Annotated in this window: 19 protein-coding genes; 9 read left to right on the top strand and 10 right to left on the bottom strand. The window is 67.1% G+C overall.

Annotation, left to right across the window (positions count from 1 at the left end; genetic code table 11):
- Positions 1-23 precede the first annotated feature (23 nt).
- The 4 genes from C1O66_RS12340 to C1O66_RS12325 all read right to left on the bottom strand — a co-directional run bounded on the left by C1O66_RS12340 (position 24) and on the right by C1O66_RS12325 (position 7,047).
- On the bottom strand, positions 24-407 hold the full coding sequence (locus C1O66_RS12340) for a response regulator transcription factor (RefSeq protein ID WP_102768152.1): 384 nt from the start codon (positions 405-407) through the stop codon (positions 24-26).
- A gap of 105 nt (positions 408-512) precedes the next feature.
- On the bottom strand, positions 513-2,081 hold the full coding sequence (locus C1O66_RS12335; RefSeq protein ID WP_102768151.1) for a cryptochrome/photolyase family protein: 1,569 nt from the start codon (positions 2,079-2,081) through the stop codon (positions 513-515).
- A 138-nt stretch (positions 2,082-2,219) separates the two neighbouring features.
- Positions 2,220-4,799: a cyanophycin synthetase gene (gene cphA, locus C1O66_RS12330; protein WP_102768150.1), complete on the bottom strand. Its 2,580-nt coding sequence runs from the start codon at positions 4,797-4,799 to the stop codon at positions 2,220-2,222.
- 52 nt (positions 4,800-4,851) lie between these two features.
- Entirely contained in the window at positions 4,852-7,047 is a 2,196-nt protein-coding gene (locus C1O66_RS12325) for a cyanophycin synthetase (protein ID WP_102768149.1), read from the bottom strand.
- Positions 7,048-7,285: 238 nt separating this feature from the next.
- Between C1O66_RS12325 and C1O66_RS12320 the strand changes: the two genes are divergently transcribed.
- Both C1O66_RS12320 and C1O66_RS12315 read left to right on the top strand, forming a co-directional pair.
- Positions 7,286-9,574: a cyanophycin metabolism-associated ABC transporter gene (locus C1O66_RS12320; protein ID WP_165794584.1), complete on the top strand. Its 2,289-nt coding sequence runs from the start codon at positions 7,286-7,288 to the stop codon at positions 9,572-9,574.
- A gap of 3 nt (positions 9,575-9,577) precedes the next feature.
- Entirely contained in the window at positions 9,578-10,060 is a 483-nt protein-coding gene (locus C1O66_RS12315; protein ID WP_102768148.1) for a cyanophycin metabolism-associated DUF1854 family protein, read from the top strand.
- Positions 10,061-10,066: 6 nt separating this feature from the next.
- Here the strand turns inward: C1O66_RS12315 and C1O66_RS12310 are convergent, their stop codons facing one another.
- From C1O66_RS12310 to C1O66_RS12290, 6 genes are all read right to left on the bottom strand, one after another.
- The gene (locus tag C1O66_RS12310; RefSeq protein ID WP_102768147.1) at positions 10,067-11,029 is read right to left on the bottom strand and encodes a sodium-dependent bicarbonate transport family permease; all 963 of its coding nucleotides are present in this window, start codon (positions 11,027-11,029) and stop codon (positions 10,067-10,069) included.
- Between the two features lie 54 nt (positions 11,030-11,083).
- Positions 11,084-11,734, bottom strand: coding sequence for an exopolysaccharide biosynthesis protein (locus C1O66_RS12305; RefSeq protein ID WP_133155194.1), 651 nt, complete (start codon positions 11,732-11,734; stop codon positions 11,084-11,086).
- On the bottom strand, positions 11,731-11,886 hold the full coding sequence (locus C1O66_RS23910) for a hypothetical protein (RefSeq protein WP_165794583.1): 156 nt from the start codon (positions 11,884-11,886) through the stop codon (positions 11,731-11,733). Before C1O66_RS23910 ends, C1O66_RS12305 begins: the two co-directional genes overlap by 4 nt.
- Before the next feature lie 73 nt (positions 11,887-11,959).
- A complete protein-coding gene (locus C1O66_RS12300) occupies positions 11,960-12,676 on the bottom strand; it encodes a Bax inhibitor-1/YccA family protein (RefSeq protein ID WP_102768145.1) in 717 nt (238 codons plus the stop codon).
- A 151-nt stretch (positions 12,677-12,827) separates the two neighbouring features.
- On the bottom strand, positions 12,828-13,250 hold the full coding sequence (locus tag C1O66_RS12295) for a TerB family tellurite resistance protein (protein WP_102768144.1): 423 nt from the start codon (positions 13,248-13,250) through the stop codon (positions 12,828-12,830).
- 86 nt (positions 13,251-13,336) lie between these two features.
- A complete protein-coding gene (locus C1O66_RS12290; protein ID WP_102768143.1) occupies positions 13,337-13,687 on the bottom strand; it encodes an HPF/RaiA family ribosome-associated protein in 351 nt (116 codons plus the stop codon).
- 127 nt (positions 13,688-13,814) lie between these two features.
- Here C1O66_RS12290 and C1O66_RS12285 point away from each other — a divergent pair, with 127 nt between their 5' ends.
- The 7 genes from C1O66_RS12285 (at position 13,815) to C1O66_RS12255 (ending at position 21,394) form a co-directional block, all read left to right on the top strand.
- The gene (locus tag C1O66_RS12285; protein ID WP_102768142.1) at positions 13,815-14,720 is read left to right on the top strand and encodes a LysR family transcriptional regulator; all 906 of its coding nucleotides are present in this window, start codon (positions 13,815-13,817) and stop codon (positions 14,718-14,720) included.
- A 177-nt stretch (positions 14,721-14,897) separates the two neighbouring features.
- Complete coding sequence (locus tag C1O66_RS12280; RefSeq protein WP_102768141.1) at positions 14,898-16,076, top strand: isovaleryl-CoA dehydrogenase; 1,179 nt, start codon at positions 14,898-14,900, stop codon at positions 16,074-16,076.
- Entirely contained in the window at positions 16,076-17,002 is a 927-nt protein-coding gene (locus C1O66_RS12275) for a pyridoxal-phosphate dependent enzyme (RefSeq protein WP_102768140.1), read from the top strand. The genes C1O66_RS12280 and C1O66_RS12275 overlap by 1 nt, the downstream gene beginning before the upstream one ends.
- Positions 16,999-17,592 (top strand): GNAT family N-acetyltransferase, encoded by a 594-nt coding sequence (locus C1O66_RS12270; protein ID WP_102768139.1) that lies wholly within the window; start codon positions 16,999-17,001, stop codon positions 17,590-17,592. Before C1O66_RS12275 ends, C1O66_RS12270 begins: the two co-directional genes overlap by 4 nt.
- Positions 17,589-18,269: a carbonate dehydratase gene (can, locus tag C1O66_RS12265; protein WP_102768138.1), complete on the top strand. Its 681-nt coding sequence runs from the start codon at positions 17,589-17,591 to the stop codon at positions 18,267-18,269. Before C1O66_RS12270 ends, can begins: the two co-directional genes overlap by 4 nt.
- A 70-nt stretch (positions 18,270-18,339) precedes the next feature.
- Positions 18,340-20,136: a bifunctional isocitrate dehydrogenase kinase/phosphatase gene (aceK, locus tag C1O66_RS12260; RefSeq protein WP_102768137.1), complete on the top strand. Its 1,797-nt coding sequence runs from the start codon at positions 18,340-18,342 to the stop codon at positions 20,134-20,136.
- A gap of 76 nt (positions 20,137-20,212) precedes the next feature.
- Positions 20,213-21,394, top strand: a complete 1,182-nt coding sequence (locus C1O66_RS12255; RefSeq protein WP_102768136.1) for an acetyl-CoA C-acyltransferase — start codon at positions 20,213-20,215, stop codon at positions 21,392-21,394.
- The last annotated feature ends 441 nt before the right edge of the window (positions 21,395-21,835 follow it).

Below are 21,835 nucleotides of genomic sequence, written 5' to 3'. Positions count from 1 at the left end.
GGCCCGCGGCCTGCTGCGGGCTTTCAGTCCTTGGGCTGGAACAAGGCCATGATGCAGGCCACCAACTGGGCCGGCCCGAAGGGCTTGGCCATGAATTCATCGGCCCCGACCTCATCCAGCTGCTGCCGCACCTGATCGCGCGGCTTGGCGCTGACCAGCAGCACCTTGGGCGGCAGGCCGTGGTCCAGGGTCAGCTGTTTGATACGGCGGCAGGCCTCCAGCCCGTCGAACTCGCCCGGCATCATGATGTCCATCAGCACCAGATCGGGTTTGATGATGGCCGCCTGTTCGACCGCGGTGACGCCATTGGTGGCCTCGTGGATCTCGAAGCTCTGGGCCAGGTCCAGGGTGGCGTGCAGCAGGGCCCGGATGTCGGGGTTGTCGTCAACGATCAGGATCTTTTTCATTGAGAGCAGTCCGGTGGGGCCGGAAGCGGCGGCGCCAAGCGCATGGCTGGACGGTAACTCAAGTGCGTGCGCCTCGGCAATGCAGATCTATCGGCCTGTGGCATATCAGGGAGTGCCGGCCCGTGGTTTGGGCTGGCGCAGGGCGGCCGCTTGCTGCTGGATGGCTGTGCGTTCCTCTGCGCTCAACCGCGTTGCATTGCGCACCTGCATGACCATGCGCGGGTTGGCGGCCAGCAGGGCTTCGTGGCGGATCAGAAAATCCCAGTACAAGGTGGTGAAGGGGCAGGCGCGCTCGCCGAGGCGCTCGGCCGGGTCATACGGGCAGCGCCTGCAGTAGCTACCACTGCTCATGCGCTGGATGTATTTGCCGCTGGCGATATAGGGCTTGCTGGCCAGCAGGCCGCCGTCGATGAACTGGCTCATGCCCAGGGTGTTGGGCAGTTCCACCCACTCCACGGCGTCGACATACACGGCCAGGTACCAGGCATGGATCTGCGCAGGCGCCACGCCGTAGAGCAGGGAGAACAGGCCGGTCACCATCAGGCGCTGGATGTGGTGGGCGTAGCCATGGTCCAGGGTCTGGCGCAGGGCGGCGCTGAGGCAGACCATCTCGGTCTCGCCGGTCCAGTACCAGGCGGGCAGGTCCTGCTTGGCCTGCAGGCTGTTGTGCTCCAGATAGCCCGGCATCTGCGTCCAGTAGACGCCGCGCACATACTCGCGCCAGCCCAGGATCTGGCGGATGAAACCCTCCACGCAGGCCAGCGGCGCGCGCCCGGCGCGGTACTCGGCCTCGGCCGCAGCCACCACCTCCCGCGGGTTCAGCAGCTTGAGGTTGAGCGCAGCGGCCAGATGGGAGTGGTAGAGCCAGGGCTCCTCGGGCCACATGGCGTCCTGGTAGCGGCCGAACAAGGGCAGGCGCTCGCTGAGGAACTCGCCCAGCGCCTGCAAGGCCTGTTCGCGCGTGACCGGCCATGCAAAGCTGTCCAGCTGGCCCGGGTGATCGGGCAGTTGGCGCTGGACCAGGGCGATCACCTCGCGGGTCAGTGCATCGGGGGGGAACTGGCTGCGGGCCGGCAGAAAGCCGGGGCCGGCGGCACCGAAGGCCTCACGGTTCTCGGCATCGAAGTTCCACTGCCCGCCCAGCGGGCGGCGGCCATCGGGCTCCATCAGCACACCGTGCTTCTGGCGTAGCTCGCGGTAGAAGTACTCCAGGCGCAAGCTGCCGCGGCTTTGCGCGTGGGCGGCGAACTCACGCACGGTGCTGAAGAAATGCCGATCGTCGCGCAGCTCCAGCGGCAGGTCGGCCTCGGCGGCCACGGCGCGCAGGGCCTGCAGCACGCGCCAGTCGCCCGGCGCCGTCATGATCAGGCGCTGCGGCTGCAGCCGGGCGATGGCGGCGCGCAGTTCGCCGGCCAGGCTGCCCTGGTTGTCGGGGTCGTCGAGCCAGCGGTAGTGCAAGGGGCGGCCCAGGCGGCGCAGGGCCAGGGCGAAATGGCGCATGGCCGCCAGAAACATCACCGTGCGCGGCTTGGAGGACCAGACATGGGTCGACTCCTCTTGCACCTCGGCCATCCAGACGGCGTCTTGCGTCGGGTCGAAGCCATCAAAGGCCGATGCGTCGCTGTTGAGCTGATCCCCCAGCACCAGAACCAGATGGCGCAGAGTTGCAGTCATGAGAGTCCGCCGGAATAAACCGTCATGTGCATGGTGTCCAAGAGGTGCATGCCCGCAGCATACGCGCGGAAGATGTGCGCCGGGCAGAAAAAAGCCGGCGCTTGGTGCGCCGGCTTCTGCTTCGGGACGAAACGCCGATCAGCCAGCCTGGATGCGCTGCGCCAGATGGGCCAGGGCTTCTTCCACCTGGTCCACCAGCACCAGGCAGAGTTCGCCCGGCTGCAGGCGCGCCAGGGCGGCGTCGATGGCGATGAACTCGCCGCGGATCTCCTCGATGTAGCGGGTGCGGCTGGCGCCTTCCAGACCCTGGCGCAGCAGGGCCAGCACCTCGCCGTCCTCGCGGCCGCGCTGACAGGCGTCCTGGAACAGGATCACCTCGTCAAAGGCGGCGCCCAGGATGACGGTCTGCTCGCGGATGTCTTCGTCGCGCCGGTCACCGGCACCGCTGATCACGACCGAGCGCTTGCTGGCCGGCAGGGCTTCGACCGCAGCCACCAGGGCGCGCATGGCGTCGGCGTTGTGGCCGTAATCGGCAATCACGGTGGCGCCGCGGTAGTCCATCACATTGAAGCGGCCGGGCGCGTTGTCGGCGTCATTGGCGAAGCTGGCCACGCCGCGGCGGATGGTGTCCCAGTCCAGGCCCACGCCCCAGGCAGCGGCCACCGAGGCCATGGCGTTCTCGACCTGGAAGCCGATCGCGCCGCCGCGGGTGATGGGGATGTCGCGCAGCGGGATGTTCTCGCGCCAGCTGCCCTGGGCGGCCACCAGCTGGTCGCCGTCCACGTAGACGCAGCGTTTGCCTTGTGCACGGTGGGTGGCCATCAGCGGGTGGTGGCGGTCGGCGGCGAAGAAGATGATCTGGCCCGGGCAGGTGCCGGCCATGTTGGCGACGATGGGGTCGGCGGCATTCAGCACGGCATAACCGTTCGGCGCCACGTTCTGCACGATCACGCGTTTGACCAGGGCCAGCTCTTCCACGGTGTTGAGGAAGTTCATGCCAAGGTGATCGCCGGCGCCGAGGTTGGTGACGACGGCCACCTGGCAGCGGTCAAAGCCCAGGCCTTCGCGCAGCACGCCGCCACGCGCGGTCTCGAACACGGCCGCTTCCACATCGGGGTGCATCAGCACATTGCGGGCGCTCTTGGGGCCGGAGCAATCGCCGCTGTCGATCTGGCGGCCATCGACGTAGACGCCGTCGGTGTTGGTCATGCCGACCTTGAGGCCGCAGGTGGCGAACAGATGGGCGATCAGGCGCGAGGTGGTGGTCTTGCCATTGGTGCCGGTGACGGCGACCACGGGGATGCGGCCGTCCTCGCTCTTGTGGCCATGGCCGTAGAGGTGGGCAATGATGGCCTCGCCGACATTGCGACCTTTGCCGTAGGAGGGCGAGAGGTGCATGCGCAGGCCCGGCGCGGCGTTCACTTCGACGATGCCGCCGTTGATCTCTTCCAGTGGGCGCAGCACGCTCTCGGCCACCACGTCGACGCCGCAGACATGCAGGCCCACGACCTGCGCCGCGGCGATGGCGCGCGCCGCCACGTCCGGGTGCACGTCATCGGTCACATCGGTGGCGGTGCCGCCGGTGGACAGATTGGCGTTGTTGCGCAGGATGACGCGCTGGCCTTTTTCCGGCACCGAGTCGGGGGTCAGGTTTTGCTGGGTCAGGCGAGCCACGGCGATGTCGTCGAAGCGGATCTTGGTCAGCGAGGTCGCGTGGCCGTCGCCGCGCTTGGGGTCGGCATTGACCTTGTCGACCAGCTGCTTGACGGTCAGCACACCGTCACCGATGACATGCGGCGGGTCGCGGCGGGCGGCGGCGACCAGCTTGTCGCCCACCACCAGCAGGCGGTAGTCGCTGCCAGGAAGGAACTTCTCGACCATGACCTGGCCGATTTCATCGGCGGCCTTGTAGGCAATCTCCATGTGCTCGCGGGTGACCACATTGACGGTCACGCCCTTGCCCTGGTTGCCGTCCTGCGGCTTGACGACCACGGGCAGGCCGATCTCCAGCGCGGCGTCCCAGGCGTCGTCGATGGAGCTGACCGGGCGGCCGGTGGGCACCGGCACGCCGGCCGATTGCAGCAGGCGCTTGCAGAGGTCTTTGTCCTGCGCGATCGATTCGCTGACGGCGCTGGTGGCGTCCACTTCAGCGGCCCAGATGCGGCGCTGTTTGGCGCCCCAGCCGAACTGCACCAGGCTGCCCTGGGTCAGGCGACGGTAGGGCACACCGCGGGCCACGGCGGCGTTGACGATGGAGCCGGTCGAGGGGCCGAGGCGCACATCCTCGTCCAGGTCGCGCAGGGCTTTGAGGGTGGCGTCGGCATCGAAGCTGCCGCCATCACGTGCGGCTTCCACCAGCTTGCAGGCGGCTTCGAAGGCCATGCGGCCGACGTCTTCCTCGCTGTACTCCACCACCACCTGGTAGCTGCCGGGCTCGGAGGTGATGTGGGTGTGGCTGAAGGTCACCGGGCAGCCGGCCTGGGCCTGCAGGGCCAGGGTGGCCTGTTCCAGCACATGGGCCAGGGTGATGGGCGTGCGCTGGGCGCTGGCGGGGCGCAGGGCACCGATGCTGGGGAAGAGGGCGCGCAGCCGGGCTTCAAATTCGGGCATGTCGGCGATCGACTGCTCGGCCGGCGTGCAGTGCACGACCGCTTCGATGGCCGTGTGGCGGCTCCACATATTGGGGCCGCGCAGCGCGCGTGTGCGGGAAACTTCCATGGTGCGTGTTCCAGAGCTTGGAAAGGTATGGGGAGCGTCGCGCAGGCCGAGATCAGGCCTGCAGTTCGAGAACAAAGGTGTCGAGGCCGGCCGAAATCAGCTCGGGCGGGATGCCCAGCGCCCAGGCCGTGGCCACGGCGGCCAGCACGGTGGCGGCATCGACCTCGGCGCCGGCGCCGGCCGGGCTGGCGGCAAAGCGGCGCAGCAGGGCGTCGACATTGGCGCCCACGGTTTCCGAGTGGCCTTGGGCCAGCACCGCGGCGCCACCTTGCAGGAAGACGGCACGGCCGCCTTGCTCGCGGTGGGCCTTCAGGCTCTCAGCCGCGCCGTCCAGGGCGTAGAGCACGACCTCGCCGTCGCTGAGCTCGGCCATGTCCAGCAGGCGGGCGACATCGGCATTGAGCACCGCGGCGCCTTCCGACAGCACCACGTCCACCTGGGTGCGCAGCACCTTGTAGAGCTGGTCTTCGCTGTGCACATCGAATTCGGCCAGGCCTTCGATGCCACCCATATCGGTGACCACACCGACCTGGCAGCGGTCATAGGCCAGGCCGTCGCGCAGCACATTGGCGGCGCTGTTCTCGATCACCACGGCGTCGACGCCGCGGTTCATCAGCAGGCGGTGGGCCGCGTCCCAGCGGTTGGAGGGGCGACGCTCGACCCGGCGCGTGCCCAGGAACAGGCCGTCGCGGCAGGCCAGGCCGACATGGCGGCCGTTCAGGTGCAGCAGCCAGGCGACCAGGCGGCTGATGGTGTGGGTGCCGCGCGAGCCGGCCACGCCGACCACCGGGATTCGGCCGGTTTCGTCCTCGGCGAACAGGTGGTCGATGATGGCCTGGCCGACTGGCTGCGGGCTGCCCGCGGCCGGCTTCAGGTGCATCAGCAGGCCCGGGCCGGCATTGACCTCGACGATGGCGCCACCGGTCTCGGCCATGGGCTTGGAGATGTCTTCGCTGACCAGGTCGACGCCGGCGATGTCCAGGCCGACCACGCGGGCGGCCAGGGCCACGGCATGGGCCACATCAGGGTGGACCTCGGCCGTGCAGTCGATGGCGACATTGCCGTTGCGCTGGATCAGCACCTGGCGGCCGGCAGCCGGCACCGACTCGGGGGCCAGACCTTGCCTTTGCAGATCGAGAATCACCACCGGGTCTTCGCCCAGGGTGATGCGGTTGAGCGGGAAGTCTTCGGTGAGGCCGCGGCGCGGGTCGGTGTTGATCTGGCTGTCGACCAGCTGGCGCACGGTTTGCTGGCCGTCGCCAGTGATCCAAGCGGCCTCACCGCGCGCGGCGGCCACCACCCGGCCGCCGACGACCAGGATGCGGTGCTCGTTGCCGCGGATGTAGCGCTCGACCAGCACCTCGGAGCCTTCTTCGTCGGCCACCTTGAAGGCGGCTTCGACATCGGCTTGGGTCTGCAGGTCCAGGGTCACGCCGCGGCCATGGTTGCCGTCGCTGGGCTTGACGACCACGGGCAGGCCCAGGTCCTGGGCCACTTCCCAGGCCTCGGCCGGGGTCTTGACTGCCTGGCCCTCGGGCACGGGCACGCCCACGGCCTTGAGCAGGTTCTTGGTCAGGTCCTTGTCACTGGCGATGCCTTCGGCGATCGCGCTGGTCATGTCGGTCTCGGCCGTCCAGATGCGGCGCTGGCGGGCGCCGTGGCCCAGCTGCACCAGATTGCCTTCGTTCAGGCGGATGTGCGGGATGCGGCGGTCGGTGGCGGCGGCGACGATGGCGGCCGTCGAGGGGCCGAGGTAGGAGTCATCCAGCTCGTCACGGATGCGCGCGACGGCGGCGTTGACGTCGAAGGGCTCGTCGTTGATGGTGGCCATCAGCAAGGCATGGCCTTCGGCCAGGGCGCTGCGAGCGACTTTTTCGTCCCGGGCGCGGAACACCATGCGGTAGACGCCGCGCTGGCTGGTCGAGCGGGTCTGGCCAAACCCGGTGGGCATGCCGGCCAGATTGAGCAGCTCGATGACGATGTGCTCCAGGATGTGGCCGCACCAGGTGCCTTCTTCCAGGCGTTGCAAGAAGCCGCCGCGCTCGCCCACGCCGCAGTGGTGCTCGACCAGGGCCGGCAGGGCGGCCGTCAGGCGCGGGGTGAAGCCCTCCAGCAGATTGCTGGGGAACTCCTCCAGCTCACCCAGATCGAGCCAGACTTCCAGCACCGGGCGGTAGGTCCACATATTCGGGCCACGCAGGTAGTTGATGCGCAGCAGCTGGATGTCGTCTTTGCGGGTCTTGCTCATGGATGGCGGGCCGGGTCAGGGCCGAATGCTTTTGTCGGGGCAGATATGCAGCAGTGTGCGGCAGGCCGCAATTGTGCGCTCAGCGGGCGGCGGTCAGCCGGAAGCGGGGCTGGCGCGTTTCCTCGGGGCAACGCCCGGGTGCGGCCATAGTCTGGCTGCTTGAGTGAGAGAGAATCCAGCTTTGGCCCGGGGCTTCTTCCGCATTTTTCCCCGGGCACAGCCCCGGGCTCCAACAACAATGCACGATCACGCTCACCCCGATTCCTCTTCTCAGCCCGCGCTGCAGCACCCGGAGTGGGCCGCCATGCTCGCGCGACTGCGTCCCGGAGAGAACGTCAAAGCCCAGCTGGAGGTTGACCTGGACGCCCGCATGCACTTTGCGCGCGGTCTGCTGGTCCTGACTTCCGAGCGGCTGCTGGCTTACGACCCGGCGCAGCGGAGCTGGGCGGAGTGGGCGCTGCGCCCCGATCTGGCCATGCGCATCCACGACCATGCTGGCGTCGGCAGCCTGGACCTGGTGGACGCCAGCGGCCGGCTGGCCCAGTGGCGCTTCACCCTGCAGATCAATCTGCAGGCACAGCGCTGGCAGGAGGCGTTTGAGAAGCGCGACGAGCCGCCCAAGACCGAGGTCGAGGAGCTGGAGTTCTGCCCCAGCTGCCAGGCGCCGCTGCCGCCCGAGAGCGAAGAATGCCCCACCTGCGCCCGCGAGCTGCACACACCGCCCAGCACCTGGGTGCTCTTGCGCCTGAGCCGCTTCGCCAAGCCCTACCAAGGCCAGCTGCTGGCGGGTTTCCTGCTGATGCTGGGCTCCACGGCCGCCACCCTGGTCGGGCCGTATCTGTACCAGCCGCTGATGGACGAGGTGCTGATCCCCTTCCAGCAAGGCCACAAGATCGACCCCTGGCTGGTGGCCTTCTACCTGAGCGGCCTGTTCGGCGCCGGCCTGGTGTCCTGGCTGCTGGGCTGGGCCAAGACCTACATCCTGGCCCTGGTCTCCGAGCGCATCGCTGCCGATCTGCGCACCGCCACGTTTGAGCATCTGCTGAGCCTGTCGCTCGAGTACTTCGGCAACAAGCGCACCGGCGACCTGATGAGCCGCATCGGCTCTGAAACTGATCGCATCAGCGTCTTCCTGTCCTTGCACGCGCTGGACTTCATCACCGACGTGCTCATGCTGGTGATGATCACGGTGATGATGGTGTCCATCAGCCCGGCATTGGCGGTGGCGACCTTGCTGCCCTTGCCCTTCATCGCCTGGATGATCCACCTGGTGCGCGACCGCCTGCGCACCGGCTTCGAGAAGATCGACCGGGTCTGGGGCGAGGTCACCAGCGTGCTGGCCGACACCATCCCTGGCATCCGCGTGGTCAAGGCCTTTGCCCAGGAAAAGCGCGAGGCCGCCCGCTTCAAGGAGGCCAACCAGAACAACCTCAAGGTCAATGACCGGCTCAACAAGACCTGGAGCCTGTTCGGCCCCACGGTGTCCCTGCTGACCGAAATGGGCTTGCTGGTGGTCTGGGCCTTCGGCATTTACCTGGTGGCCGGAGGCAGCATCACCGTTGGTGTGCTGACCTCCTTCCTGGCCTATATCGGCCGCTTCTACGGCCGCATGGACTCCATGAGTCGCATCGTCTCGGTGACGCAGAAAGCGGCGGCCGGCGCCAAGCGCATCTTTGACATCCTGGACCACCAGTCGAATGTGCCGGATCCGGCCAATCCGGTGCCGCTGCAGCGGGTGACGGGCGCGATCCAGATCCAGGACATCGGCTTCCGCTACGGCAACCGCGCCGTCATCCGAGGCCTGAGCCTGGAGATCAAGCCGGGAGAAATGATCGGCCTGGTCGGCCATTCGGGCTCGGGCAAGAGCACCCTGGTCAACCTGATTTGCCGCTTCTACGACGTGACCGAAGGCGGCATCCGCGTCGATGGCGTCGACCTGCGCCGCATCGCCGTGGCCGATTTCCGCCGCCACATCGGCCTGGTGCTGCAGGAGCCCTTCCTGTTCTTCGGCACCATTGCCGAGAACATCGCCTACGGCAAGCCCGACGCGACGCGTGAAGAGATCGTCGCCGCCGCCCGCGCCGCCCATGCGCATGAATTCATCCTCCGCCTGCCCCAGGGCTACGACTCCCTGGTCGGCGAGCGGGGTCAGGGCTTGAGTGGCGGCGAACGTCAGCGCATCTCGATCGCCCGCGCCCTGCTGATCGACCCGCGCATCCTGATCCTGGACGAAGCCACCTCCTCGGTGGACACCGAGACCGAGAAGGAAATCCAGAAGGCCCTGGACAACCTGGTGCAAGGCCGCACCACGATTGCCATCGCTCACCGCCTGTCCACCCTGCGCAAGGCCGACCGCCTGGTGGTGATGGACCGCGGCCAGGTGGTGGAGGTCGGCCCGCATGACGAGCTGATGGAGAAGAAGGGCGCCTACTGGCGGCTGTACGAGGCGCAGGCGCGCCGTGTGGATGGGGCCGACGAGATGTCGGTGATTCCGCCCAATCTGTCCGCCCACACTGCAGGAGCCTGAGCCATGAGCAGCAGCCTCGACAAGACTTTTCAGAAACTCGAACGCGACAGTTTCGGCCGCCTGATCCTGACCGATGCCGCAGGCACGGTGCACGAGGGCGTGGTGCCGGTGCGTGCGCACCCGATCTCGGCGCCCGACGAGGGCCTGTCCCTGGTGGGCGGGGATGGCCACGAGCTCGCCTGGATCGCCCGACTTTCGGCCTTGCCGCCCGCCGAGCGCGAGTTGCTCGAAGCCGAGCTGACCAGCCGCGACTTCATGCCGCGTGTGCTCCGTTTGAAGAGCGTATCCACCTTCTCCACGCCCAGCCAGTGGACGGTAGAAACCGACCGCGGCGAGGCCAGCTTCATCCTGCGCACCGAAGAGGAAATCCGCCGTCTCGGCGAAGGTCGCCTGCTGATCGCCAGCAGTCACGGCCTGCAGTTCCTGGTCCAGGACCGTTTCGCCCTGGACCGTCACTCGCGCAAGCTGCTCGAGCGATTCCTGTGATCGCCTTCAACCCAGCAGATATTGGGCCAGGCCTGTGTAGAGCGGAATGCCGAACAGGATGTTGAAGGGAAACGTCAGCCCCAGCGACATGCCGAAGTAGAGGCCCGGGTTGGCCTCGGGGATGGCATGGCGCAGCACCGCCGGGACGGCGATGTAGGACGCGCTGGCTGCCAGCACCATCAGCAGGCCGGCGTTGCCGGCGCTGAGGCCGCACAGAGCGCTCAGGCCCAGGGCGATGCCGGCATGCCCCAGCGGCGCACCGAGAGCGTAGACGATCAGCAGCGGCGGCTGCTGGCGCAGGCCGCCCATATGGCGAGCGGCCAGCAAGCCCATGTCCAGCAAGAAGAAGGACAGCATGCCCTTGAACAGGTCACCGGCAAAGGGCTTCATGGCTGCCTCGCCGGCCGCACCGGTCATCAGGCCCACCAGCATGGCGCCGATCAGCAGCAGCTGGGCACCGTCGGTCAGGGCCTCGTGCAGCACCTTGGACAGCGGCCCGGGCGAGCTCGCGCCGGCCCCCTGTTTGCGCCTGACCAGATTGGCCAGCAGCACGGCCATGATGATGGCGGGCGACTCCATCAGCGCCATGGCCGCGGCCATATGCCCGCCAAAGGCGATGCCCTGGCTGTCCAGGTGCTGGACGGCAGTGATGAAGGTGACCGCGCTGACCGAGCCGTAGGTCGCCGCAATCGCCGCCGCATCAAAACCCGAAAGCCAGCGGCGCAGCAGCAGATAGCCCATGGCCGGCACCAGCACCGCCAGCAGCAGGGCCAGGCCCAGGCTGATGCTGACCTCTGGTGTCAGGCCCGATCTGGTCAGCGCAAAACCTCCTTTGAGCCCCAGGGCCATCAGCAGATAGAGCGACAGAAAACGCGAGATCTGCGGCGGGATTTCGAGGTTGGACTTGATCGCGCCGGCGAACAGCCCGAAGACGAAAAACAGGATGGCGGGGTCGAGGAAGCTCTGCATGCGTGGGGGCTACTCTTTGCTGTTGTTGCTTTGAAAAACAGGGGGGAACTCGGATCACCCGCCGAACCAGGGGCCCGGCAGGTATTGCCAGACCCAGCCCAAGGCCTGGCTGCCCCAGATCCACCCCATCACTGTCACGGCCAGGCCGAAGGCGGTGGCCAGCCCGGCCATCAACAGCGCGAGCAACAGCACCAGACCGTCGCGTGCGGCCAGGGCCAGGCCCGCCAGCATCAAGGCCAGGGCCGGCAGCACATTGCCGAAAGGAATGGGCAAAACGATCAGCAGCGCCATCAGGCCGACCTTGGCAGCCAGCCATCGGGGCGCCGGCTCATGGCAGGCGGGGGTGAGCCGAGACAGGCGTTCGCGCAGCAAGCCTTGGGCGGCGCCATGGCAGCGCGACAGCAGTTGCAGCACGCGGGCGGCCCAGCGCTGCGGCAAATTGAGAGCAGCCACGCGTGCCGGCAGGGTCAGCGAGGCCGACTCGCCGCGCCATAGCAGGGTGGCCAGGGTCAGCAAGCCCAGGCCCAGCACCGTGCCCACGCCGGGAACCGGCAACAAACAGGGCGCGGCCAGCAGCAAGAGCAGGGACCCTTGAGCGGCAGAGCCCTGCAGGGCTGCCAGCTCCTGCAGGGACAAGCCCGCGCTGGGCACCCGGGCTGCGGCACGCCGCAGGCGCATCGCCGTGCGCCAGGGCGGTGCGCTCACAGCAAGGCCAGACTCAGGCCGGCCAGCGCGCCGCCGCCACCCAAGCCGGCCAGCAGCTTGGCATCGCGCCTGTTGTCCGCGAAGTACTCGTGGGCGGCGGCGTAGAGCACGGCGCTGGCCAGCAGGGCGATGCTGATGGCGATCTCAGTCATGTCTTGGGTCTCTCAGTACAAATCAAGGTGAAAGGGGCGGAGCGGCTGCGCTTGGCTGCTGGCGCGTTGGGCCTCACTCTTGCGAGCTGCCGAAGCCGAACAGGCTCAGCAGCGCGCTGAAGAGGTTGAACAGCGAGACGAAGAGGCTGACCGTGGCCAGCACGTAATTGGTCTCGCCGCCGTTGACGATGCGGCTGGTCTCGAACATCAGCAGGCCGATGGACAGCAGTGCGACCATGCCTGACACGGCCAGGCTCAGCGCCGGCAGCTCGAAGAACACGGCCGCCAGGCCGGCCAGCAAGGCCACGACCATGCCGGCCATCAAAAAGCCGCCCATGAAGGACAGGTCGCGCTTGCTGCCCAGCACCCAGGCCGAGACGGCCAGAAAGCTGGCGCCGGTGCTGGCCAGGGCCAGGGCGACGATCTGCCCGCCGCCCTCCAGCGCCAGGGTGCGGTTCAGCACCGGGCCGAGCGAGTAGCCGAGGAAGCCGGTCAAGGCGAACACCGCCAGCAGCGCCCAGGCGCTGTTCTGCAGCTTGTGCACCGCAAACAGCAGGCCGAAGCTCAGGCCCAGGCTGAGCAGCAGGCCCGGGCCGGGTAGCTGCAGGCTGGCGCTGGTGGCCGCCACGCCGGCGCTGAACAGCAGCGTCATCGCCAGCAAAGCGTAGGTGTTGCGCAGCACCTTGGTGCGCGCGGCCTCCAGACCGCGCGCGTCGGCAGCGCCGGCGCCCTGCGCCACGAGGGGCAGCTCGCGCGGGGCGGTGGACGAGGGGGTGTGGGTGGTTTCCATGGCGTACCTCCTGAAGACAGGCAGTGGTGTAGGAGCCCTGAGCTTAGGCAAAGAATCCATCTTTAAAAAGAAGAGGATTCAATAGGATTGTTCAGAAAAAAACGAAGTAAACGTGAGCTGTGGGCCGAGCTTGAACCTGGGTTCGGTAGCGTCAGTGCGCGGCCTCGCGCTCGAGCGGCAAGGGGTGCTCATGCAGGCCCCAGTGTTCCGCCGCCGCCAGCAGCACCAGGGCCTCGCCGTCGGCGATCAGCTGATCGGCCTCGACCACGGCCACGCACAGATCGAGCAGCTTGCGTCGCAGTGCGGGGTCGTCGACCTCCGCCATCAGTTGCTCAAGGGTCTTGGCATCGAGCCGGCAGACTTCGGCCCAGCTCATGCGCTCCGCCTCCAGGAGGTCTTCGCAGAAGCCGTGCAGCACCTCCTCCAAGCGCTCCCGGCTCAACCCGAGCTGCTCGCAAGCGCCGATGCCGGCGATGGTGTCGATCTCGACGCGTGAGAGGTGGCCGTCTGACAAGGCCGCCAGCGACAGGATGCGGGCGGCTGCTTCGGGGCTGTTGCGGGGGTAGCTGCGCATGGTGAGGGCTCCTTGAGAGGCTTGTGTGTGAGGGGCTGGGAGAGCGTGAGGCTTCGACGGGCGGCAGGCCATGGCCCGGGGCGCGTTCAATCCGCCGACGGTGCGGGCATGTGGCGCTTGCCGCTGCTGCGCGGGTGGCTGCGCTGGCGCTGCCAGGCGCGCACCAGGTTGCGGGCCAGCCTGGCCAGCGCCAGCTCGAAGCTGGCCCGCCAGGAGCTGGCGCTGGCGTGGATCACCAGATGCCCGGCGCCCTGCGCGTTCAAGGACAGGGTGCAGTGTTTGTCAACGCCGCCGCGCGGGCCGTTGGTGTCGCTCAGGCGGATGTGCGCGCTGGCCGGATGCAGATCCACCCGGCGCAAGGCGAAACGCAGGCGCTCAATGACCAGTTCGCGCAGTTGCGCGCCCTCGGGATCTCGGGATTCAAAGTTCACTTGCATGGCAGACCTCCGGTTTGGGGACAAGGAGCTCGCAGACTAGGGCTCGCGTGTTTTCTTAAAAAGCAGACAATGCGGCAGAGTTGTTCACAAAAAACAGAAGTGATCGCATGCCTGTCGGAGCGCGCCCATGAGTCTTGGTTTCAGCTACAAGCATCTGTACTACTTCTGGGTGGTGGCCAAGGAGGGCGGCATGTCGCGCGGCGCCGAGCGCCTGGGCATGGCCGTGCAAACGGTCAGCAGCCAGGTGCGTGAGTTGGAGCGCAGCCTCGGCCACGCCTTGCTCAAACCGGCCGGCCGCGGCGTGGCGCTGACCGAAGCCGGTCAGGCGGCACTGCGCCAGGCCGATGCCATCTTTCAGCTCGGGGAGCAGCTGGAAGACGTGGTGCGCGATGCCGCCAGCGCGCCGGTGCTCCGGCTGGCCGTGGGCATTTCGGACGGTCTGCCCAAGCTGGCCGTGCGCCGGCTTTTGATGCCGGTGACCAGCGCGCCCAATCTGCGCCTCTACTGCCACGAGGATCAGTTCGAGGGCCTGCTCAGCGATCTGGCCCTGCACCGCCTCGATGTGGTGCTGGCCGATCGGCCCGCGCCGCCCAACCCCAGCCTCAAGGTCTACAGCCATTCACTCGGCGCCTCGCCCCTGGCCTGGTATGCGCCCGAGGTCTGGTTCGAGCAGGCGGCGGCCAACTTTCCGGCCTCGCTGTCGCAGGTGCCGGTGCTGCTGCCGATTCACCATGCGGCGGTGCGGCCGCGCATCGACCAATGGTTTGAACGCCACGGCCTGCGCCCGCGCATCGCCGGGGAGTTTGAAGACAGCGCCTTGCTGGCCACCTTTGGCGCCGGTGGTCTGGGCGTGTTCCCGGCCGCCGAGCTGATGCACGAGAAGCTGACCGCCCGCTACGAGCTGCGCCGCGTTGGCCCTTGCGAGGGGGTGGAGGAGCAGTTTTTCGCCATCGCCGCCGACAAAAAGGTCAGCCACCCCCTGGTGCAAAAACTGCTGCCCAGCCGTGCACCGGCCAAGCCTTCCGGCGACTAGAATCTGCATGCGGTTAACGTTTACGTAAACGTCAATCAAGCGATGTCCGAGCTGGCGCTGGTGCCGGTTCGGGGCCCGGCTTACCATGGCCGGCTGCCGTCCGGTCAGGCGCTCTCAAGCGCCGGCTGGGCCAAGCAAAAATGACTCTGACCCCATCGAGAGATCCTGGAGACACCCATGAATTTGCCCGGCCTGAATTTCCAACTTGGTGAAGACATCGACGCGCTGCGTGACGCCGTGCGTGACTTTGCGCAGGCCGAGATCGCGCCGCGTGCCGCCGAGATCGATCACAGCGACCAGTTCCCCATGGACCTGTGGCGCAAGATGGGTGATCTGGGCGTGCTGGGCATCACCGTCGGCGAAGAGTACGGCGGCGCGAACATGGGCTATCTGGCCCACATGATCGCCATGGAAGAAATCAGCCGCGCCAGCGCCTCGGTGGGCCTCTCCTACGGCGCGCACAGCAATCTGTGCGTGAACCAGATCAAGCGCAACGGCAACGAAGCGCAAAAAGCCAAGTACCTGCCCAAGCTGATCACGGGTGAGCACGTGGGGGCACTCGCCATGAGCGAGCCCGGTGCCGGCTCCGACGTGCTGAGCATGAAGCTCAAGGCCGAAGACAAGGGCGGCTACTACCTGCTCAACGGCAGCAAGATGTGGATCACCAACGGCCCCGATGCCGACACCCTGGTCGTCTACGCCAAGAGCGAGCCCGAGCTGGGCGCGCGCGGCGTCACTGCCTTCCTGATCGAAAAAGGCATGCCCGGTTTCAGCATCGCGCAAAAACTCGACAAGCTGGGCATGCGCGGCAGCCACACCGGCGAGCTGGTGTTCCAGAACGTGGAAGTGCCAGCCGAGAACGTGCTGGGCGCCGTCAACGGTGGCGCCAAGGTGCTGATGTCGGGCCTGGACTACGAGCGCGCCGTGCTGACCGGCGGCCCGCTGGGCATCATGCAAAGCGTGATGGACAACGTGATCCCCTACATCCACGACCGCAAGCAGTTCGGCCAAAGCATTGGCGAATTCCAGCTGATCCAGGGCAAGGTCGCGGACATGTACACCGTGCTGCAAGCCGGTCGCTCCTTCGCCTACACCGTGGCCAAGAACCTCGACCTGCTGGGCGCCGAGCATGTGCGCCAGGTCCGCAAGGACTGCGCATCGGTGATTCTGTGGACCGCCGAAAAAGCCACCTGGATGGCCGGTGAAGGCGTGCAGATCTTCGGCGGCAATGGCTACATCAACGAGTACCCGCTGGGTCGCCTCTGGCGCGATGCCAAGCTGTATGAGATCGGCGCCGGCACCTCGGAAATCCGCCGCATGCTGATCGGTCGTGAACTCTTCGCAGAGACCATGTGATGCGTCTGGATGCGCTGCACCTGAACACCCCGCTGCTGCGGGCGGCGCCGGGCTTGTTCCCTCAGGCCGAGGTCTGGCTCAAGATGGATGCGCTGCAGCCCAGCGGCAGCTTCAAGCTGCGCGGCGTGGGGCGGCTGGTGCAGCAGGCGGCGCAGAACGGCGCGCGTGAGATCGTCTGCGCCTCGGGCGGCAACGCGGGTTTGGCGGCGGTCTACGCGGCGCGAGCGCTGGGCTTGCCCGTCACCATCGTGCTGCCGGAAACCAGCAGCGCCGCCGTGGCCGAGATGATCGCCGCACGCGGTGCCCAGGTGCTGCGCCACGGCGCGGTCTGGGACGAGGCGCACCGCTTTGCCACATCCCTGGCCGAGGAGCGCGGCGCCGCCTACGTCCATCCTTTCGACCACCCAATGCTGTTCGAGGGACACGCCAGCCTGATCGACGAAGTGCGGGATCAAGGCCTGGACTTCGACGCCGTGGTCACCGCCGTCGGCGGCGGTGGCTTGTACAGCGGCATCGTCCAGGGCTTGCAGCGCCACGGCCTGCACCAGGTGCCGGTGATTGCGGTGGAGACCGTCGGTGCCGACAGCTTCAGCCAAAGCCTGCAGGCCGGCCAGGCTGTCACCCTGCCGGCCATCACCTCGGTGGCCACCTCGCTGGGTGCGCGCCGTGTGGCCGATGAGGCCTTGCGCCTGGCCCAGGTTCACCCAACGATCAGCCTGACCGTCAGCGACGCCCAGGCCACCGCCGCCTGCGCCCGCTTTGCCGATGCCATGCGTGTGTTGGTCGAGCCCGCTTGCGGTGCCGCCCTGGCCGCGCTGAGCGCCCATCCCGAGGTGTTTGCGCGCTTCCAGCGGCCGCTGGTGGAGGTTTGTGGCGGTGTTGCGGTTTCGGTTGCGCAGCTGACGGCCTGGGGAGCTTGCGCATGAGTCTTGAGCAAGGTCTCGAGACGCCGCCCATCCCCTGCTTGCAAGGGACTCGCGTGCGCCTGCGCGGGCTGCAGCCCGACGATGCACCGGCCCTGCGCGAGCAGGCCGACAACCTGGCCGTCTGGCGCAATCTGCTGGAAGGCTTCCCTCATCCCTACACCCTGGCCGACGCAGAGGCCTGGTGCTCCGGTGCTTGGCGCCAGGGCGGCTGGGTCTGGGGCATTGAACATGAAGGCGCCGTCATCGGCTGCATCGGTTTGCGGCCTGAGAGCGGTTGGCTGCGCTGCAATGCCGAAGTCGGTTACTGGATCGGCCAGCCTTTTTGGCGGCGCGGCATCACGACCGAGGCCTTGCGCCTGGTCACCGCCTGGGCCTGGGCCGAGCGCGCTGAGCTGAGCCGGATCTACGCCCCCGTCTTTGCCTGGAACGAGGGTTCGCAGGCGGCGGCTCGCAGCGCCGGCTACGCACTCGAGGCCCGCTGGCCACAGAGCGCCTTCAAAGCGGGGCAGTTGATCGACCGTGTGGTCTGGGCGAGCTATCGCTCGCCTGCAAGCCCGACGTCATTCGATCCCCTGACAATCACGCCATGAGCACTGAACTTCAAGAACTGCTGGACAGCAACAAGCAATGGGCGGCTGACACGGAAACCCGTGAGCCGGGATTCTTCTCGCGGCTGCTGAAGCAGCAAACACCGCAATACCTGTGGATCGGCTGTGCCGACAGCCGGGTCCCGGCCAATGAGCTGGTCAATCTGCTGCCGGGCGAGCTGTTCGTGCACCGCAATGTCGCCAACGTCGTCGTGCACTCGGACCTGAACTGCCTCTCGGTCATGCAGTTCGCGGTGGATGCACTCAAGGTCAAGCACATCATCGTGGTTGGCCATTCCAACTGCGGCGGCGTGAAGGCCGCGCTGCTGGATGCGCGCACCGGCCTGGTCGACAACTGGCTGCGCCATGTGCAGGATGTGCGCAACCACCACAGCGAGTGGCTGGAGAGCATTGCCGTCGAGCAGCGCGTCAACGCTCTGTGCGAGCTCAATGTGCTGGAGCAGGCCCGCAATGCTTGCCAGACCACGGTGGTGCAAGACGCCTGGGCGCGCGGCCAGGAGATCGTCGTGCACGGCTGGGTCTACGGCCTGCACAACGGCTTGCTGGAGGATCTGCGCATCACGGCCGCCTCGGCCGATCAGGTGGCGCCCGCCTTCCAGCGCGCGCTGGCGGCCGTCAAGCAACGCTACGAGGCCGCGCGCCTCCAGCCGGCGGCCTGAGTCGCCGCGGCGGCTTGCTGCATCGCCTCGGTCTTTTTGATTCTCTCGTCCCAGCCCGGCGCGCCCGTCCATGTTTCCGCAGAAGCTGACCGACGCCCGGGCCTTCGAGATCGCGCAGACCTTGCTGGGCGGTTTTGACCGCCACTACCAACTTTTCGGCGCCACCAGCGCCGCCGCCAAGCAGCGCTTCGAGCGGGCCGACTGGCAGGGCCAGCAGCGCGCGCAGGCCCTGCGCATCGAGTTCTACGAGCAGCGGGTTGACGAAACCGTGGCTCTGCTGGAGGCGCGCTTCCAAGCCAGCCAGCTGGCCATGGACGTCTGGCAGCAGGTCAAGCTGCACTTCATCGGCCTGCTGATCGACCACCTGCAGCCCGAGCTGGCCGAGACCTTTTTCAATTCCGTCTGCACCCGCATCCTGCACCGCGGCTACTTCCACAACTCATTCCTCTTCGTGCGCCCGGCTGTGTCCACCGAGTACATCGAGAACGAGGAGCCGGCCGCCCGCGCGACCTACCGCGCCTACTACCCGACGCCGCAGAACCTGCACGACACCTGGTGCCGGGTGCTGACCAATTTCCAGCTCGAGGTCGAGTTCGAAGATCTGGGCCGCGATGTCGACCTGGTGCTGCAGGCGGTGCAGCGCCAGCTCGGTGATTTCCGCTGGCGGGCGAACTTCCAGATCCAGGTGCTCTCCAGCCTGTTCTACCGCAACAAGGGCGCCTACCTAGTGGGCAAGATCATCAACGGCTTCACCGAGACGCCGTTTGCCTTGCCCATCCTGCACGCCGAGCGATCGGGCCTGCTGCGCATCGACGCCGCCCTGTTCGGCGAAGACGATCTCCTGATGCTGTTCAGTTTCGCCCGCGCTTATTTCATGGTGGACATGGCCGTGCCCAGCGCCTGCGTGCAGTTCCTGCGTTCGCTGATGCCGCGCAAGCCGCGCGCCGAGCTCTACAGCGCCATCGGCCTGCAAAAGCATGGCAAGAACCTGTTCTACCGCGACCTGCTCGCCCATCTGCGCCATTCCAGCGACAAGTTCCGCATCGCCCCCGGCATCAAGGGCATGGTCATGCTGGTGTTCGATCTGCCCAGCTACCCCTTTGTCTTCAAGCTGATCAAGGATTTCTATCCGCCGCAGAAGGAAAACACCACCCGGGAGCTGATCCAGAGCAAGTACCTGCTGGTCAAGCAGCACGACCGTGTCGGCCGCATGGCCGACACGCTGGAGTTCTCTAACGTCGCATTGCCACGCCATCGCTTTGAAGAGGAGCTGCTGGCCGAGCTGCGCCATTTCTGTCCCAGCCTGCTGGAAGAAGAAGGGGACAAGCAAGGCGGCGAGCATCTGGTGCTGCGCCATGTCTACATCGAGCGCCGCATGGTGCCGCTCAACATCTACCTGCAAGAGGCCACACCCGCGCAGCTGGAGCATGCGGTGATCGAGTACGGCAATGCCATCAAGGACCTGCTGGCCGCCAACATCTTCCCCGGCGACATGCTGTGGAAGAACTTCGGCGTCACCCGCCACGGCAAGGTGGTGTTCTACGACTACGACGAGATCGAGTACATGACGGACTGCAAGTTCCGCCACGTGCCCGCGCCGCGCAACGAGGAAGAGGAGCTGTCCGGCGAGGTCTGGTACGCCGTCGGCCCGCGCGATGTCTTCCCCGAGACCTTCGGCCCCTTCCTGCTCGGCCACCCCGGCGTGCGTGAGGTCTTCATGCGCCACCACGCCGATCTGCTCGACCCCGCGTTCTGGCAGCGCCACCAGCAGCGCACGCTGGACGGCCATGTGCACGACGTCTTTCCCTACGACCCGCAGCGGCGTTTTCTGCAGCAGCCCCCGCCCACCCCGGCGGCGCTGCACTGAAGCGCTCGCGCCCGTTTTCTCTCGCTGTCCCCGTTCTTTTTTGTTTGTTGTTGTTGAACTCCCCAAGGAGCCTCTCATGTCCACTGAATCCATCGTTATCGTTTCCGCCGCCCGCACGCCCATCGGCGGCCTGCTCGGTGATTTCGCCGGCCTGCAAGCCTGGGAGCTTGCGGCCGTGGCCATCAAGGCCGCCGTCGAGCGCGCCGGTGTGCCGGGTGATGCCATCCAGGAAGCCTTCATCGGCAACTGCCTGATGGCCGGCCAAGGCCAAGCCCCCGCCCGCCAGGCCGTGCTCAAGGCCGGCCTGCCGCAATCGGTCGGCGCGGTCACGCTGAGCAAGATGTGCGGCGCCGGCATGCGCGCCACCATGTTTGCCCATGACACGCTGAAGGCCGAAAGCGCCGACATCCTGATCGCCGGCGGCATGGAATCCATGACCAACGCCCCGCACCTGATGTTCGCGCGCAAGGGCGTGAAGTACGGCGCCACCGCCATGTACGACCACATGGCCCTGGACGGCCTGGAAGACGCCTACCAGCGCGGCAAGGCCATGGGCGTGTTCGCCGAAACCTGCGTCAGCAAGTACGGCTTCACCCGCGAGGCGCAAGACGCCTTCGCCGTCGCCTCAACCGAGCGCGCCAAGCGCGCCAATGAAGACGGCAGCTTTGCTTGGGAAATGGCGCCGGTCACCATCTCCGGCCGTGCCGGCGACACCGTCATCAGCCGCGACGAGCAGCCCTTCAAGGCCAAGCTGGACAAGATCGCCGGCCTCAAGCCCGCGTTCGTGAAAGACGGCACCATCACCGCCGCCACCTCCAGCTCCATCTCCGATGGCGCCGCCGCCCTGGTGCTGATGCGTGAAAGCACGGCCGCCAAGCTGGGCCTGGCCCCCATCGCCCGCATCGTCGGCACTGCCGTGCATGCCAACGCCCCCGAGTGGTTCACCACCGCCCCGGTCGGCGCCATCCAGAAGCTGCTGGACAAGAACGGCTGGGATGCCAAGAGCGTCGACCTCTGGGAAGTCAACGAAGCCTTTGCCGCCGTCACCATGGCGGCCATGGCCGAGTTCAAGCTGCCGCACGAGATCGTCAACGTCAACGGCGGCGCTGTCGCCCTGGGCCACCCGATCGGCGCCTCGGGCGCCCGCATCCTGGTCACCCTGATCGGCGCGCTCAAGCACCGTGGTCTGAAGCGCGGCGTGGCCGCGCTGTGCATCGGTGGTGGCGAGGCAACAGCCGTCGGGGTCGAGATCCTGTGAATCTCGACCTAGGCCGTTGAGCTGTGGGCGTGGAACTGCCGTGAACCTCGGGACGGGCGGCTGAGCCTGCCTTCTTGAGCTGATCTGCGGTAACCCAGAAAATCAGCGGTAAACAAAAGCCAGTGGCCGGGAGGCCGCTGGCTTTTTTCTTTGCTGTGCGCGCTGGTGTGCGCGGCCCCTCCATCGCATCGATTGGAGCGCCTCAGCTCGCGCGTAGCCCTTTGCCTCGCAGCCTGACGCGCAAGCTCATCGGCAAATACCACAGGGCTTTCGCCGCTGACATCTGGGGTTAACCAGATATGAATATTGCGCGCATATCGCCAATATATCTATTCCAGCGGGTGCACAAGCGCGGTGCTTTGAACCGTTGGTAGGCCTTGCGGAGCCGGCGCCGCAGCGCTGCGGGCCCAAGCGAGAAGCCAGTTGCGGCACCAGCGTGAC

This window comes from Paucibacter aquatile (assembly GCF_002885975.1).
GTDB classification, from domain to species: domain Bacteria; phylum Pseudomonadota; class Gammaproteobacteria; order Burkholderiales; family Burkholderiaceae_C; genus Paucibacter_A; species Paucibacter_A aquatilis.
The sequence above is the reverse complement of the archived record's forward strand: the minus strand, read 5'-3'. Positions and strand labels throughout refer to the sequence as shown.